Source organism: Tateyamaria omphalii (genome assembly GCF_014651375.1).
Taxonomy (GTDB): domain Bacteria; phylum Pseudomonadota; class Alphaproteobacteria; order Rhodobacterales; family Rhodobacteraceae; genus Tateyamaria; species Tateyamaria omphalii.
In genome coordinates this window covers 754,486-767,722 of the sequence record NZ_BMWT01000002.1, presented here as the reverse complement: position 1 = coordinate 767,722, position 13,237 = coordinate 754,486, and the positions used below count along the sequence as shown (strand labels likewise).

The following is a 13,237-nucleotide window of genomic DNA, read 5'->3' as shown; positions in this document are numbered from 1 at the left end:
CTCTCCCTTAGCTGCTGCGAAACCACGCCACGAAGGGCGCAGCGACAATGTACATTGTGATGCCATAAACGGCAGAGGGTAATGCCATGGCGCTGAAGCCCTCGGACTGGCCTGAGATCAGGGCCGCCAAGGTAATGCCGAGGGTGGCATTCTGGATGCCTGTTTCAATCGAGATGGTTTTGGACTGGTCCCAGGGCAAGGCGCCCGCGCGCGCAAGGACAAGGCCTAGGGCCAGCAGGAGCGCGTTCAGGATGATCAGGGCCGGACCCAGCGTGCCGAGGTTGGAGATGAACAGGCTCCAGTTACCAGCAAGGGCGGCAAGGACGATAACGATGAACAGGACGGACGCGATCTTGGTCAGCAGCGGTTCGATCCGGGTCGCAAAACCTGTGGCAAAGTGGCGGGTTAGAATACCAATGAGCACCGGAAGGGTCGTGATCAGGAACATCGCAAGAGCAAGTGAGGTCACGGACACATCGGGCGCGGTATCCCCCATGAAGTGGACCACAGACCATGCGGCCAAAACAGGCACCGTGATGATGCTCAGCAGGCTGATCACGGCGGTCAGCGACACCGACAGGGCAACATCCCCCTTGGCCAGACGCGAAATCATGTTCGAGGTCACGCCACCGGGGCAGAAACTGAGCAACGTGAACCCCACGGCGATCTCTGGCCCGAGGCCGAAGGCGCGAACAGTAGCGTAGGTCACCACGGGCAGCAGAATGACCTGCGCGACTGCACCGATGGCAAAGGCTTTGGGCGTACGTAGCACTCGCCCGAAATCCCCGAATGTCAGGCCGATGCCGAGGCTCAGCATGATGATGGCCAGCGATAGTGGCAGCACCACGTTAATGAGTATGTCCATAATCTCTCTCCCTGCGGGCCACGTTAGACGCCGGAATTGTCGGCGTGCAATATTGACCCTTGGTCAGCCGTTGTTCGGGACGAAAAGCTGCTCGGGACCGTTGCAGCATCGGAGTCTGCTCAAAGCGGCCAGAACAGGAGGATGGCTGGGATGGATACGGCCACCACGATCACTTCCAGCGGCAGCCCGATGCGCCAGTAGTCCCCGAATTGATAGCCACCGGGGCCAAGGATCAGCGTGTTGTTCTTGTGTCCAATCGGGGTGAGGAAAGCGGAGGATGCAGCCACGGCCACCGCCATCAGGAACGGGTCAGGCGACACGCCGAGCGTATGTGCCATCTGAATGCCTACGGGTGCAGCAACGATGGTTGTCGCCGTGTTGTTGAGCACGTCCGACAGGCTCATCGTCACCACCATCAGCACCGTGAGAACGGCCCAGGCGGGCAGGCCTTCGGTCAAAGCGACCAGCCATCCCGCAATCAGTTCCGTGCCTCCCGAGGTTTCTAGGGCCGCTCCAAGCGGGATCATGGAGCCCAGCAGCACAACAACGGGCCATTCGATATGCGTGTAGAGTTCTGACAGGGGGATGATCCGGGACAGCACGTACGCGACGACGACAAGTCCAAGTGCGATGGGCAGGTAAAGCAGGCCGACGCTGGCGGCAGCGACTGCGCCGACAAATAGCCCGATGGCAAGCCAGACCTTGTCATCTGCTGTGACCGACAATCCCCGTTCGGCCAGCGGCAGGCAGCCCAGCCAGCTGGTGACATCGCTGCCGGTGTCGCGGGGCACCAGCAATAGAAGGATATCGCCGGTACGGATTTCGGTCTGGCGGATTTGTCGGGTGATGCGCACCCCAGCGCGTGACACGCCAAGAAGGACGGTGTTCCGCCGCCAAGAGAGTCCTACGGTTTGCGCAGTGCGACCCACAAGGCGGCTGCTGTCGGTGACGACAACCTCAATGATTTCAACGCCCTCTCCGGCGGCGTTCAACTTCTCTTCTCGGACGGCATCGGCGACGGCGAGACCCGTCGCCGTGCGGAATTCATCCAGCGCATCCGGTGTGGCCTCGATGACCAGCGCATCGCCTGCGCGCAGTTCGGAATTGCGGGCGCGGCCATAGCGGCGCTTGCCATCGCGCAAGAGGCCGACGATGGCAACGTCTGCCTTTTCGGCGTCTTCCTCCAACTCGGCCAGGCGCTTGCCGATATGCTTGCTGCCCTCCGGCACAACCAGCTCGGCGATGTAGCTGGCGAGGTCTTCAAGCTCGGCTGTGGCATCGGCCCGGGCCGGGATCAGGCGCCATCCGATCAGGGCCACAAAGGCAAGCCCCGCGATGGCGGCCACCCCACCCACGGGGGCGAAATCGAACATGCGGAAAGGTTCGCCGAGGCTGTCCTCGCGGATGGAGGCGATGATAATGTTGGGCGGTGTACCGATCAGGGTGACCATGCCGCCAAGGATCGTGGCAAAGCTTAAAGGCATGAGGCTAAGGCCCGGGGAACGCCCGGCTTTTCGTGCCGTCTGGATGTCCACGGGCATGAGCAGGGCGAGCGCTGCGACGTTGTTCATGAAGGCTGAGAGTACGCCGCCGATGGCGCCCATGAGCGTGATATGCGCGCCAAGTGAGCGGCTGGCATCAACAAGCGTGCGGGTGATCAGGAAGACCGCGCCGGAGCGGACCAGGCCTGCGGAGACAACGAGGACCAGAGCCACCACCAGCGTGGCCGGATGGCCGAAGCCCGAGAAGGCATCATCGCTTGGGACGACCCCCAACACGACGCCGAGCATGAGGGCGGAGAAAGCAACGATATCATAGCGGAAGCGGCCCCAGAGCAGCAGTCCGAAGACCGCGCCGAACAGGGAAAAGAGGATAATCTGGTCTGTCGTCATATCGCGCACGTTAGGGATGCGCGGGCGGGGGTGCCAGTTGTTTCTGAAGGACGCGATTCGATGCGCGTGTTTACCTTGTATTCATGTAGATTGACGCCGAACATAGGGTGTCACCCCACGTGCAGCACACGTACACCCCCTGTGCACCCCCATCGGGCGGATGTTTGGCAGTTAACGCAACGTGCGATGATCTCGGATGTTTCCGAAATCAATTTAAAATCTCCAATCGAAAATGTCCCGAGAGCGCGGAGCGCGGCAGGGTACTTTCGATTCAAGACTTTCGGAAACATCCAAAGGCCGCTGCGCGACGCGTTTCATGAGTGAATGGGGGCGCTGCCCCCAAACCCCCGTGGTATTTTCAGTCAGAAGAAACGAAATAGTTATGTAACATAATTATATGGGTTTGTTGATGGTGCGTTTTGCGGGCTGCGACCAGTCGATCCTTGGTCCTGCGGGGACGATGCCGAGAGGGTTTCTCAGTTCGGACGGGGAAAAATAGCCCGCCTTGTAGATGTCCGGTTTGACCGTTTCTGCCACGCCGGGCAGGGCATAGAGCGCGCGGGCGTAGTCCCAGAGTGCGGGATAGTCGCTGAGTTTGGCGAGGTTGCACTTGAATGCGTAGTGGTAGGCGACGTCAAAGCGGGCGAGGGTGGGGAAGAGGCGCAAGTCGGCCTCGGTCAGTTGGTCTGCTACGAGCGTTGGGTAGGCAGACAGGTGCTGTTCCAGATCGTCCAGTGTGTTGAAGAGGTCGGTCACGGCCGCATCATAGGCCTCTTGCGTGCGGGCAAACCCGGCGCGGTAGACGCCGTTGTTGACCTTTGCGTGGATCAGGGTGTTCCAGCGGTCGATGTCGGCCTCGTGTTGTGACGGGCAGAGCCGGCGGTCAGGGTCAAAGGCGAGGCTGAGCATCCGAACGATGTCGGCGCTCTCATTCGAGACGATTTGCTGGGCCTGTTTGTCCCAGAGCACCGGTACTGTGATGCGGCCCGTATAGGCCGGACATTGGCGGGCGTAGACCTGATGCACCGCCTGCGCTTTCAATTCGGGGTCGGCGTATTCTCCTTCAGCGTCAAACACCCATCCCTGATCCGTGCGGCGCGGTTTTGCAATGCTGATGCTGATGGCGTCCTGCAGGCCCAACACGGCCCGCACCAGAAGCGTGCGGTGCGCCCATGGGCAGTTCCATGCAACAAAGAGGTGGTAACGGCCTGCGTCAGGGGTGATGGGGCCGCCTGTTGTGATCCAGTTGCGCAGCGTGCTTTTGGCCCGTTCATAGGCGCCGTTTTTCGTGGTGCCGGGGCCGGGGTCTTCGGCCTCGTACACGCCTTCTATCATCACGCCCATCGTCGTCTCCGTCCCGTTTGAGGGTAAGCTAGCAGAGCGCGCCGCGCGCGCCACGCACGGGCGGGCTGGGCGGGTGCACAGGGTGGCCTTGCCCCGCCCGCGCGCAATGTCCTATAGACGCCCGGACCACCGAATTTGCGAGACAGGAGGCGCGCATGGCCGGCCACTCAAAATGGGCAAACATCCAGCACCGTAAGGGGCGTCAGGACAAGCTGCGCGCCAAGCTGTTTTCGAAACTATCGAAAGAGATCACCATCGCCGCCAAGATGGGCGACCCGGATCCCGACAAGAACCCGCGCCTGCGTCTGGCCGTGAAAGAGGCCAAGTCGCAGTCGATGCCCAAGGACAACATTGATCGCGCGATCAAGAAGTCGATTGCGGGCGAGGGCGAAGATTATGAAGAAATCCGCTATGAGGGCTATGGCCCTAATGGTGTTGCCGTCATTGTCGAAGCGATGACCGACAACCGCAACCGGACGGCATCAACCGTGCGCTCGACCTTTACCAAGAATGGCGGGAACCTCGGCGAGACCGGGAGCGTGGGCTTCATGTTCGAGCGCAAGGGTGCTGTGAGCTATCCGGTTGAGGCGGGGGATGCAGATACAGTCATGATGGCCGCCATCGAGGCTGGGGCCGAGGATGTGGAAAGCACCGAGGACGGTCACGTGATCTGGTGTGCCGACACCGACCTGAACGAGGTGTCGAACGCGCTGGAGGGGGATCTGGGCGAATCTGAGTCCACCAAGCTGATCTGGCGCCCAACCACCACGACCGAGATGGATCTGGAAGGCATGCAGAAGCTAATGAGGCTGATTGATGCGCTGGAAGATGATGATGACGTGCAGAACGTCACAACCAACTTCGAAGCCAGTGACGAGGTGATGGCGCAGCTGGAGGGATAGACGCAAGCCCTCAAGTGTAATCGCGTCTTGCGGTGCGAGCGAGAACGTTTGTTTGCGCCGATCCCTATGCGGCTGAGTGACACCAAAGTCTTTGTTCGAGAAGAGACGTGTCCGGGCTTTCTCCAGCAATGGGTTCTGCAAGACTTAACCTTAGGCAGCACCCTGAGACAGTCGTTGTCAACGCATTGCCAGCGGCGGGTGCAGCCACCCGTGGGAAAACAATCCATTCTGTAGGCGTGCCGGACAAAATCTTGCCACTTTGAGTTGTTACATGTGTGCTGTGACATCATTCAAGGGATCGCGTTCGGGATGTTCGACGAAGGCACGAAGATCGCTGTGTTTGTGGTGGTTGTGGCTGCTGCGCTGATAACTATGGCGTCTGATCATTATGCGCCGCGTGCCGAACTCACGACTGTCGTAGACAGCGCAGACCTTCCTCCGTTGCCACCCATCGCATCTTGGAATGGTGCGCCGACGCAGTCGAAGGTCACCGAAATGCATGTCGCGTTGGGGGACGGATTCAGTGCACGGCTGATGTATGGCTACGTTCTTGAGGGACTGGTCGTGACCCGTCGCGAATTTCGGCATGACACGACGAGCGCGATCTCTCCGCTTGACCTGGGTATCGTCTGGGGAGAGCTGAGTGCACCCGGCGCTGTGGATGGTTTGGCATTCAAGGCGGGCCACAGGATTGTGTGGGTCGCCCCTTCTGCCGATGCGAAACTGCCGGACAAGTGGCTTGAGCAGGTCACCAACAACCATCTTGTTCCCGCCAGCCAGGCGGTTAGCGCGGAATTGCTGGCGATTGAGGTAGGTGCCCGTGTTAGGATCAGCGGCTATCTGATTGAAGTGACAAGAGAGGGGATCTTGCCCTGGCGATCATCGACGCGACGGGATGACAGCACAGGTGTCGGGGGATGCGAGATCATATTGGTGAGAGGAGTGGATGTCCTGCCCGTGAATGAGAAGGCCGCGTAACGGCCTGCCGATCATGAGACGTAGCGTGTTTTGGCACTCACCTGTGTACCCCCCCCCCTCGAAAAAGCAAAACGCCGCCCTGTCGCTGGGGCGGCGTTGTTCGTGTGCCGTTTGGGCTGTTCTCGGACGGATCAGAAGAACAGCTGGCGGGCGACCTGACTCCAGCTTTGTGAGCTGTCGGCGTGTGGCGCCGGGGTTTGACGGCGCAGGCGGCGCATCAACCCTTTGAGATCATTCAAGCGCGTGCGCGCGGCAGCACCGCCGGCGCGGCTTTGCACCGACAGGATCTTTTCCTGTGTTTGCAGCGCAGCCTCGATCAATTCGAGGTCCTGCTTGGTCAGATCGACGGTATGTGTATCGTCAAGCATCGGATTTCATCCTTGTTATCGTTGACCAGCATATGGGGTCTGTAAGGTCATACGCCAATCATCAAAGATCAGATCAACGTGATACCTGCGTCAGTTGACACCCGCTGGCAGTAGTGAGGCATGTCGTTGCATGCTGGTCGACGCGATATAGGGAGTGTTTGGCCATTATGCTCTGCACATTTTTGCAAGGCTGATGTGCAAAAAATGTATAGCTCGGGCAGGCTTGCGCACTGCAGTTGATTTGGATACGTCTAAACGCCTTGCAATTTGAGCAGTGTCATGGCGTCCTTCTTTCCCGGTTTTTTTCTGTCTTTGTCCCTGATCCTGGCGATTGGCGCACAAAATGCGTTTGTGCTGCGGCAGGGTTTGCGGCGCCTGCACGTGTTCTGGGTGTGCCTGACCTGTGCCACCTGTGATGCGGTTCTGATTGCCGCCGGGGTGGCCGGTTTTGGTGCGTTGGCAGAGGCAGTGCCGTGGTTCGAACCGCTGATGCGATATGGCGGAGCCACCTTCCTGATCTGGTATGGCTGGCAGAATGCGCGGTCCGCATGGAAGGGCGGTGCCGTGCTGGACGCGGCGGGTGACAACACCCAAAGCCTGCGTGCCGCCATTCTGACCGTCCTGGCCCTGACCTGGCTGAATCCGCATGTGTATCTGGATACGGTTGTCCTGATTGGGTCGATCTCGTCCCAGTATCCGGACCGCTTGATCTTTGGGATCGGTGCCGTGCTGGCCAGCTTTGTGTTCTTTTTCTCCCTGGGCTACGGCGCGCGGTTGCTGGCGCCGCTTTTTGCGAACCCGCGCGCGTGGCAGGTGTTGGACGGGATCATCGCTCTGACCATGTGGGCCATCGCGCTCAAGCTTTTGCTGCTTTAGCGGCTTGCCCTTGGGACAGGTTTCGGGGTTCATGCGCAAATGACCTCTGCCCCCTCTCGTCCGCTGGTCGGCATCTTCTGGATGCTGGTGACCGGGTTCTGCTTTGTCGCGGTGACCGCGTTGGTCAAGTATATGGGCGACGGCATTCCACCGGCCGAGGCGGCGTTCTTGCGCTATCTGCTGGGTCTTGTGTTTCTGCTGCCGATGTTGCCCGCCCTGCGGGAGGCGCGGTTGACGGCCCGGCAGTGGCGGCTCTTTTCCTTGCGCGGCATTTTTCACACCGGCGGTGTGATCCTGTGGTTCTTTGCCATGACCCGCATTCCCATCGCCGAAGTGACCGCGATGAACTATCTGGCCCCCGTTTATGTCAGCATCGGTGCGGCGCTGTTTCTGGGTGAGCGTCTCGCCCTGCGCCGGATCGCGGCCATTGTCGTGGCCCTGATCGGAACAGCTGTGATCCTGCGCCCCGGATTTCGCGAGGTCGCGCCGGGCCACATCGCCATGCTGTTTTGTGCGGTAAGCTTTGCAGGCTCGTATCTGTTGGCCAAGATTATGGCGGATGAGGCAAAGCCAGCCGTGGTTGTTGCCATGCTGTCGATCGTGGTGACGATTTGTCTTGCACCCTTTGCTTTGGCCAATTGGGTGATGCCCACGGCGACCGAGTTGGGATTGCTGTTTCTGGTCGCTTGTTTTGCGACCGCGGGGCACTACACGATGACCATGGCCTTTGCTGCGGCGCCCGTGACCGTGACGCAGCCTGTGACCTTCCTGCAGCTTGTGTGGGCCGTGTTGTTGGGGGCCATCGTTTTTGCCGAGCCCGTGGACATTTGGGTGATCTTCGGGGGCGCGCTGATCCTGGCAGCCGTGTCGTTCATCACGTGGCGCGAGGCCGTGTTGAAGCGTCGCCCGATCACCCCGCCAAGCCCTGCAACCAAGCTCTGATGTTATTATTGATTGACTGATCAATAAAAAACCGGCAACGTGCGCCGCATCTTTGGAAAAGGGGGTGCGTGTGCCGAAACTGGGGATGGAACCGATCCGTCGGGCGGCACTGGTCGAGGCGACGATTGCCGAGATTGGCGAGGCCGGATCGCTGGATGTGACCGTGGGACAGATCGCCAAACGGGCGGGCATGTCGACGGCGCTGGCGCACCACTATTTCGGCGGCAAGCACCAGATTTTCCTTGCTGCCATGGGGCAGATCCTACTCGATTACAGGGCCGAGGTGCTGGAGGCCCTGTCCAAGGCCCGCACGCCGCGTGCGCGGGCGGAAGCCCTGATTGAAGCTAGCTTTGCACCGTCCAGTTTTGCACCTGCGACAGTTGTTGCGTGGATGACGCTGTATGCCCATGCCACGACACACCCGGAGACGCACCGTCTTTTGATGCTGTATCAGAAGCGCCTGCGGTCGAACCTGACCCATGCCTTGCGCGGGATCAGCACGGATCCACGCAACGATGCGGAAATGCTGGGGGCGCTGATAGACGGCCTGTATCTGCGTGCGGCACTGGCCAAGGATGAATCGGGCGACTCTGCCAAGATGACCGCGCTGCGGGCCCTTGATACGCTAACAGGACGACATCAATGAGCAAGCCCAACATATTGATTTTCATGGTGGATCAGTTGAACGGTACGCTGTTCCCGGATGGGCCTGCGGATTGGCTGCATGCGCCCAACCTCAAGAAACTGGCTGCCCGGTCGACCCGGTTTCGCAATGCCTATACCGCCTCGCCGCTCTGTGCGCCGGGGCGGGCTGCGTTTATGTCTGGCCAGTTGCCAAGTGCCACGGGCGTCTATGACAACGCGGCCGAGTTTCCCTCGTCGATCCCGACCTATGCGCACCATTTGCGCCGCGCGGGGTATCTGACCTGCCTGTCGGGCAAGATGCATTTTGTTGGGCCGGATCAGTTGCACGGCTTCGAAGAGCGTCTGACCACCGATGTCTATCCACCTGATTTCGGTTGGACCCCGGATTACCGCAAACCCGGTGAGCGCATCGACTGGTGGTATCACAACATGGGGTCGGTCACCGGTGCGGGCGTGGCCGAGATCACCAACCAGCTCGAGTTCGATGACGAGGTCGCCTATCACGCGACCCGCAAGATTTACGATCTGGGCCGGGGCCATGATCCGCGCCCGTGGTGCCTGACCGTCAGCTTCACCCATCCACATGATCCATATGTGGCGCGTAAGAAATACTGGGATCTCTACGAAGATTGCGAGCACCTGATGCCCGAGGTTGGCCCGATCCCGTATAATGATCAGGACCCGCATTCGCAGCGCATTCTGGATGCGAATGACCGGGACAACTTCACCATCTCCGACGAGGATATTCGCCGCTCTCGGCGGGCGTATTTTGCGAACATCTCATATCTGGACGATAAGATCGGTGATGTATTGGAAGCGCTGGAAGGCACACGCCAGGAGGCGATCATCCTGTTTGTGTCCGATCATGGTGACATGCTGGGTGCGCGGGGGCTATGGTTCAAGATGTCCTTCTATGACGGGTCTTCGCGGGTGCCGTTGATGATTGCGGCCCCGTCGATGGAGCCGGGGCTGGTGACCGATCCGGTCAGCAATATCGATGTGTGTCCGACGCTCTGTGACCTTGCGGGCGTGGATATGTCCGAGGTGATGCCGTGGACGGCTGGGCAATCACTGGTGCCGCAAGGACAGGGCGTGGAGCGCACCGAGCCTGTGGCGATGGAATATGCGGCAGAGGCGTCTTACGCCCCGATGGTGTCGCTGCGCTATGGTAAGTGGAAGTACAACCGCTGTGCTCTGGACCCTGACCAACTGTTTGATCTTGAGGCCGACCCGCACGAGTTGACCAATCTTGCGGATGTGCCTGCCCATCAGGGGACCTTGATCCAGCTACAGGCCAAAGCTGATGCGCGCTGGGACCTTGATCGTTTCGATGCGGATGTGCGCGCCAGCCAGGCCCGGCGCTGGGTGGTTTATGAGGCGTTGCGCGAAGGTGGCTATTACCCATGGGACTACCAGCCGCTTCAAAAAGCGTCTGAGCGATATATGCGCAATCACATGGACTTGAATGTTTTAGAGGAAAATCAGCGCTTTCCGCGCGGAGAATAAACCATCGTATGAAGCCGCTAGGTGCAGGGCAGCGATGGATCAACAAGAAAGCACCGAAGCCAATGGGTCAACATGGAGGGACCTTCTTTATGCTTACAACAATTATCTCGTTTGGGGTGATACTGGCCTTTGTGCTGGTCGCATACGTCACCATTAAATACTGGAACGTAAGACTCACCGGGCCGCAGCCCGTCAGCCTGTTTGTGTTTGTCGCGATCCTGTTCACATCGGGCCTTGATGTGGGTCTGATCATGTTCCCGATCGCCTTTGACTTCCCGCTCTATGCCGATACGGCGACCGAACCGGCCTATGCCTTTACCAACCCGCTGGCGTTGGAGTTTGGCTTTTGGGGCTTCCTGATCTGGGCGTTCTACTTCCTGACCGCCTTTTACTTCTGTGCGATTGAGCCACGCGTGAAGTTCTTTGAGAACGGGCTGGTCAAGTTGATCAACAATATGGTTATCATCACGACCTGCGCCTTCACCGGCGCGTTGTTCCTGATCTACATGCCATACTACATCCCGGAAGTGGGTGATGGCGAGACGGTGATACCAGCCTTCTACGTCATCTGCTTCCTGGTGATCCTGGCAGCGTCTTATTCCTCGACCGACATCAAATACGTCAAAGTATTGTCCGTGGCCTCGACCCTTGTGTTCTTTGCCTTGATTGCGGGCATGTGGATCAATGGCGGAATGGGCTTTGGCGAGTTCCTGTCTACGGGCAGCAACATCGGCGGCTACTTTGCCAACATCCACAAGTTCATCATTCCATTGACGGACTACCACGAGTTCTACCTGTTCTGGTGGTTTGCGTGGTCGATCATGATCGGGCAGTTTACCTCGCGCTTTGTCGGCGGACTGACCACGTGGCAGCTGCTGGCAGCTCTGCTGATCTTCCCATCGATCCCCTTGGGCGTGTGGTTCACGGTGGCCTATTGGTATCACCTGAACAGCATTGACATGACCGGATTGGTCAACTGGTCGATGACCGTTGTGGGTATCCTGTTCGTGATCAACTCGTTTGACTCGCTGATCCGGCTGTACACCGACAACCTGAATGTCACCGCCGACCGGTTTGGCAAGGTGCAATACGTGCTGGGCAACGCTGCCCTGCTGTTCGTGCTGACCCTGCTGTTCCAAAGTCAGTGGTTGCAGATCCAGTGGGTCGGGACCGCCGTCATCGGCATGTACGTGGCCTGTATCGCATGGGTGCTGATGCGCCGTGACACGCTGGGCGACCTGCGCAGCGTACACGCCGCCCCGGCAGAATAGACATCGCTGGGGCGGCGGGTCTCTTCTGTCGCCCCATTCAACACGTGAGGATTTGAATGCAAACCCAACCGACAGCGAGCCATTTCATTGGCGGCGAATATGTTGAGGACACGGCCGGTACACCGATCGACGTGATCTATCCCGCGACGGGAGAGGTGATTGGCCGTGTCCATTCCGCGACGCCTGCGATCATTGATCGGGCGCTCGGGGCGGCGCGGTCGGCGCAGGCCGCTTGGGCTGCCATGACAGGGACCGAGCGCGGCCGTGTTTTGCGCCGTGCTGCCGACATCATGCGCGAACGCAATCACGAGCTGTCGGTGCTGGAAACCTACGATACGGGCAAACCTTATCAGGAGACGAGCGTTGCCGACGCGACCTCAGGCGCCGATGCGTTGGAGTACTTCGGCGGTATGGCTGCGACTCTGACGGGCGAGCATATCCAATTGGGTGAGGATTGGGTGTACACCCGTCGCGAGCCGTTGGGGGTGTGTGTGGGCATTGGGGCGTGGAACTATCCCACCCAGATTGCCAGCTGGAAAGGCGCGCCTGCATTGGCTTGCGGCAACACGATGGTGTTCAAACCGTCCGAGACGACGCCGCTCTGCGCGTTGAAGGTGGCGGAGATCCTGTATGAGGCCGGTGCGCCCGCAGGTGTGTACAACGTGGTTCAAGGCTTGGGTAACGTGGGTGCGGCGTTGGTGTCTGACGCCCGCGTCGACAAGGTGTCGCTGACAGGATCGGTGCCGACCGGTCGCAAGGTCTATGCCGCTGCTGCCGCAGAGATGAAGCATGTCACGATGGAGTTGGGCGGCAAGTCGCCCCTGATCATCTTTGATGACGCGGACATTGAGAATGCGGTGTCCGGCGCGATCCTTGGCAACTTCTATTCATCAGGACAGGTGTGTTCCAACGGGACGCGGGTGTTTGTCCAGAAGGGTATCAAGGACGCGTTTCTGGCGCGTTTGTCGGAACGGCTTGGGCAGGCGGTGATTGGCGATCCGCAAGATCCCGAGACGAGCTTTGGTCCCTTGGTCAGCGAGCGCCAGATGGAGATCGTGCAGAGCTACATCGCCAAGGGGCTGGACGAGGGCGCGCGGCTGGTCACGGGTGGCAAACGGCTGGAGCGTGATGGGTTCTTTCTGGAACCGACCGTCTTTGCCGATGTGACCGATGGCATGACCATTGCCCGCGAAGAGATTTTTGGCCCCGTCATGGCGGTGCTGGATTTCGAGGACGAAGGCGATGTGATGGCCCGCGCCAATGAAACCGAGTTTGGTCTGGCGGCTGGCGTGTTTACCCGTGATCTGGCCCGTGCGCACCGTGTGGCGGCCGGGTTCGAGGCGGGCACCTGTTTCATCAACAGCTATAATGACGCGCCTGTCGAGGCGCCCTTTGGCGGGGTGAAAGCGTCGGGTGTGGGGCGTGAGAATTCCAAAGCCGCCATTGAGCACTATAGCCAGGTGAAGTCCGTCTATGTGCGCATGGGCGATCTGGAGGCGCCGTTTTGAGAGGGCAGGACGCCCTTTTCCGGAGCGCGCCCACCCGCCCACCCCGCACTCCGAAAAAGGGCGGACAGGGGGCGCCGTGGGCGCATGCGTTTAGCTTAGGGATTTTTTGCTGAGAGGTGCTTGAGGGCGCGATCTGCGCC

The 13,237-nt window shown here is 59.8% G+C and carries 12 protein-coding genes; 8 read left to right on the top strand and 4 right to left on the bottom strand.

Annotation, left to right across the window (positions count from 1 at the left end; all coding sequences use genetic code 11):
* Positions 1-7 precede the first annotated feature (7 nt).
* From IE087_RS09395 to IE087_RS09385, 3 genes are all read right to left on the bottom strand, one after another.
* Positions 8-865 (bottom strand): bile acid:sodium symporter family protein, encoded by an 858-nt coding sequence (locus IE087_RS09395; RefSeq protein ID WP_189369048.1) that lies wholly within the window; start codon positions 863-865, stop codon positions 8-10.
* A 119-nt stretch (positions 866-984) separates the two neighbouring features.
* A complete protein-coding gene (locus tag IE087_RS09390) occupies positions 985-2,757 on the bottom strand; it encodes an SLC13 family permease (RefSeq protein WP_189369047.1) in 1,773 nt (590 codons plus the stop codon).
* Positions 2,758-3,150: 393 nt separating this feature from the next.
* Positions 3,151-4,101: a glutathione S-transferase family protein gene (locus IE087_RS09385; protein ID WP_189369046.1), complete on the bottom strand. Its 951-nt coding sequence runs from the start codon at positions 4,099-4,101 to the stop codon at positions 3,151-3,153.
* 155 nt (positions 4,102-4,256) lie between these two features.
* On the opposite strand from IE087_RS09385, the gene IE087_RS09380 reads away from it, so the two are divergent.
* Both IE087_RS09380 and IE087_RS09375 read left to right on the top strand, forming a co-directional pair.
* Positions 4,257-5,003 carry a YebC/PmpR family DNA-binding transcriptional regulator gene (locus tag IE087_RS09380; protein WP_189369045.1) on the top strand — a complete coding sequence of 249 codons (747 nt, stop codon included), beginning with the start codon at positions 4,257-4,259 and terminating at the stop codon, positions 5,001-5,003.
* 309 nt (positions 5,004-5,312) lie between these two features.
* Positions 5,313-5,981: a hypothetical protein gene (locus IE087_RS09375; RefSeq protein ID WP_189369044.1), complete on the top strand. Its 669-nt coding sequence runs from the start codon at positions 5,313-5,315 to the stop codon at positions 5,979-5,981.
* Between the two features lie 131 nt (positions 5,982-6,112).
* Here the strand turns inward: IE087_RS09375 and IE087_RS09370 are convergent, their stop codons facing one another.
* Positions 6,113-6,349 carry a hypothetical protein gene (locus tag IE087_RS09370; RefSeq protein ID WP_189369043.1) on the bottom strand — a complete coding sequence of 79 codons (237 nt, stop codon included), beginning with the start codon at positions 6,347-6,349 and terminating at the stop codon, positions 6,113-6,115.
* 279 nt (positions 6,350-6,628) lie between these two features.
* On the opposite strand from IE087_RS09370, the gene IE087_RS09365 reads away from it, so the two are divergent.
* The 6 genes from IE087_RS09365 (at position 6,629) to betB (ending at position 13,097) form a co-directional block, all read left to right on the top strand.
* On the top strand, positions 6,629-7,225 hold the full coding sequence (locus tag IE087_RS09365) for a LysE/ArgO family amino acid transporter (RefSeq protein WP_189369042.1): 597 nt from the start codon (positions 6,629-6,631) through the stop codon (positions 7,223-7,225).
* Between the two features lie 39 nt (positions 7,226-7,264).
* Positions 7,265-8,167 carry a DMT family transporter gene (locus IE087_RS09360; protein ID WP_189369041.1) on the top strand — a complete coding sequence of 301 codons (903 nt, stop codon included), beginning with the start codon at positions 7,265-7,267 and terminating at the stop codon, positions 8,165-8,167.
* Positions 8,168-8,252: 85 nt separating this feature from the next.
* Complete coding sequence (gene betI, locus IE087_RS09355) at positions 8,253-8,813, top strand: transcriptional regulator BetI (protein ID WP_229801322.1); 561 nt, start codon at positions 8,253-8,255, stop codon at positions 8,811-8,813.
* A complete protein-coding gene (gene betC, locus IE087_RS09350; RefSeq protein WP_189369039.1) occupies positions 8,810-10,318 on the top strand; it encodes a choline-sulfatase in 1,509 nt (502 codons plus the stop codon). Before betI ends, betC begins: the two co-directional genes overlap by 4 nt.
* A gap of 89 nt (positions 10,319-10,407) precedes the next feature.
* Positions 10,408-11,589 carry a BCCT family transporter gene (locus IE087_RS09345; RefSeq protein WP_189369038.1) on the top strand — a complete coding sequence of 394 codons (1,182 nt, stop codon included), beginning with the start codon at positions 10,408-10,410 and terminating at the stop codon, positions 11,587-11,589.
* Positions 11,590-11,645: 56 nt separating this feature from the next.
* Entirely contained in the window at positions 11,646-13,097 is a 1,452-nt protein-coding gene (gene betB, locus IE087_RS09340; RefSeq protein ID WP_189369037.1) for a betaine-aldehyde dehydrogenase, read from the top strand.
* Positions 13,098-13,237 lie beyond the last annotated feature (140 nt).

Bases quoted from the DNA above. Each gene is read 5' to 3' on its own strand.
- IE087_RS09395 (WP_189369048.1), bottom strand. From the start codon at position 865: ATGGACATACTCATTAACGTGGTGCTGCCACTATCGCTGGCCATCATC.
- IE087_RS09390 (WP_189369047.1), bottom strand. From the start codon at position 2,757: ATGACGACAGACCAGATTATCCTCTTTTCCCTGTTCGGCGCGGTCTTC.
- IE087_RS09385 (WP_189369046.1), bottom strand. From the start codon at position 4,101: ATGGGCGTGATGATAGAAGGCGTGTACGAGGCCGAAGACCCCGGCCCC.
- IE087_RS09380 (WP_189369045.1), top strand. From the start codon at position 4,257: ATGGCCGGCCACTCAAAATGGGCAAACATCCAGCACCGTAAGGGGCGT.
- IE087_RS09375 (WP_189369044.1), top strand. From the start codon at position 5,313: ATGTTCGACGAAGGCACGAAGATCGCTGTGTTTGTGGTGGTTGTGGCT.
- IE087_RS09370 (WP_189369043.1), bottom strand. From the start codon at position 6,349: ATGCTTGACGATACACATACCGTCGATCTGACCAAGCAGGACCTCGAA.
- IE087_RS09365 (WP_189369042.1), top strand. From the start codon at position 6,629: ATGGCGTCCTTCTTTCCCGGTTTTTTTCTGTCTTTGTCCCTGATCCTG.
- IE087_RS09360 (WP_189369041.1), top strand. From the start codon at position 7,265: ATGACCTCTGCCCCCTCTCGTCCGCTGGTCGGCATCTTCTGGATGCTG.
- betI (WP_229801322.1), top strand. From the start codon at position 8,253: ATGGAACCGATCCGTCGGGCGGCACTGGTCGAGGCGACGATTGCCGAG.
- betC (WP_189369039.1), top strand. From the start codon at position 8,810: ATGAGCAAGCCCAACATATTGATTTTCATGGTGGATCAGTTGAACGGT.
- IE087_RS09345 (WP_189369038.1), top strand. From the start codon at position 10,408: ATGCTTACAACAATTATCTCGTTTGGGGTGATACTGGCCTTTGTGCTG.
- betB (WP_189369037.1), top strand. From the start codon at position 11,646: ATGCAAACCCAACCGACAGCGAGCCATTTCATTGGCGGCGAATATGTT.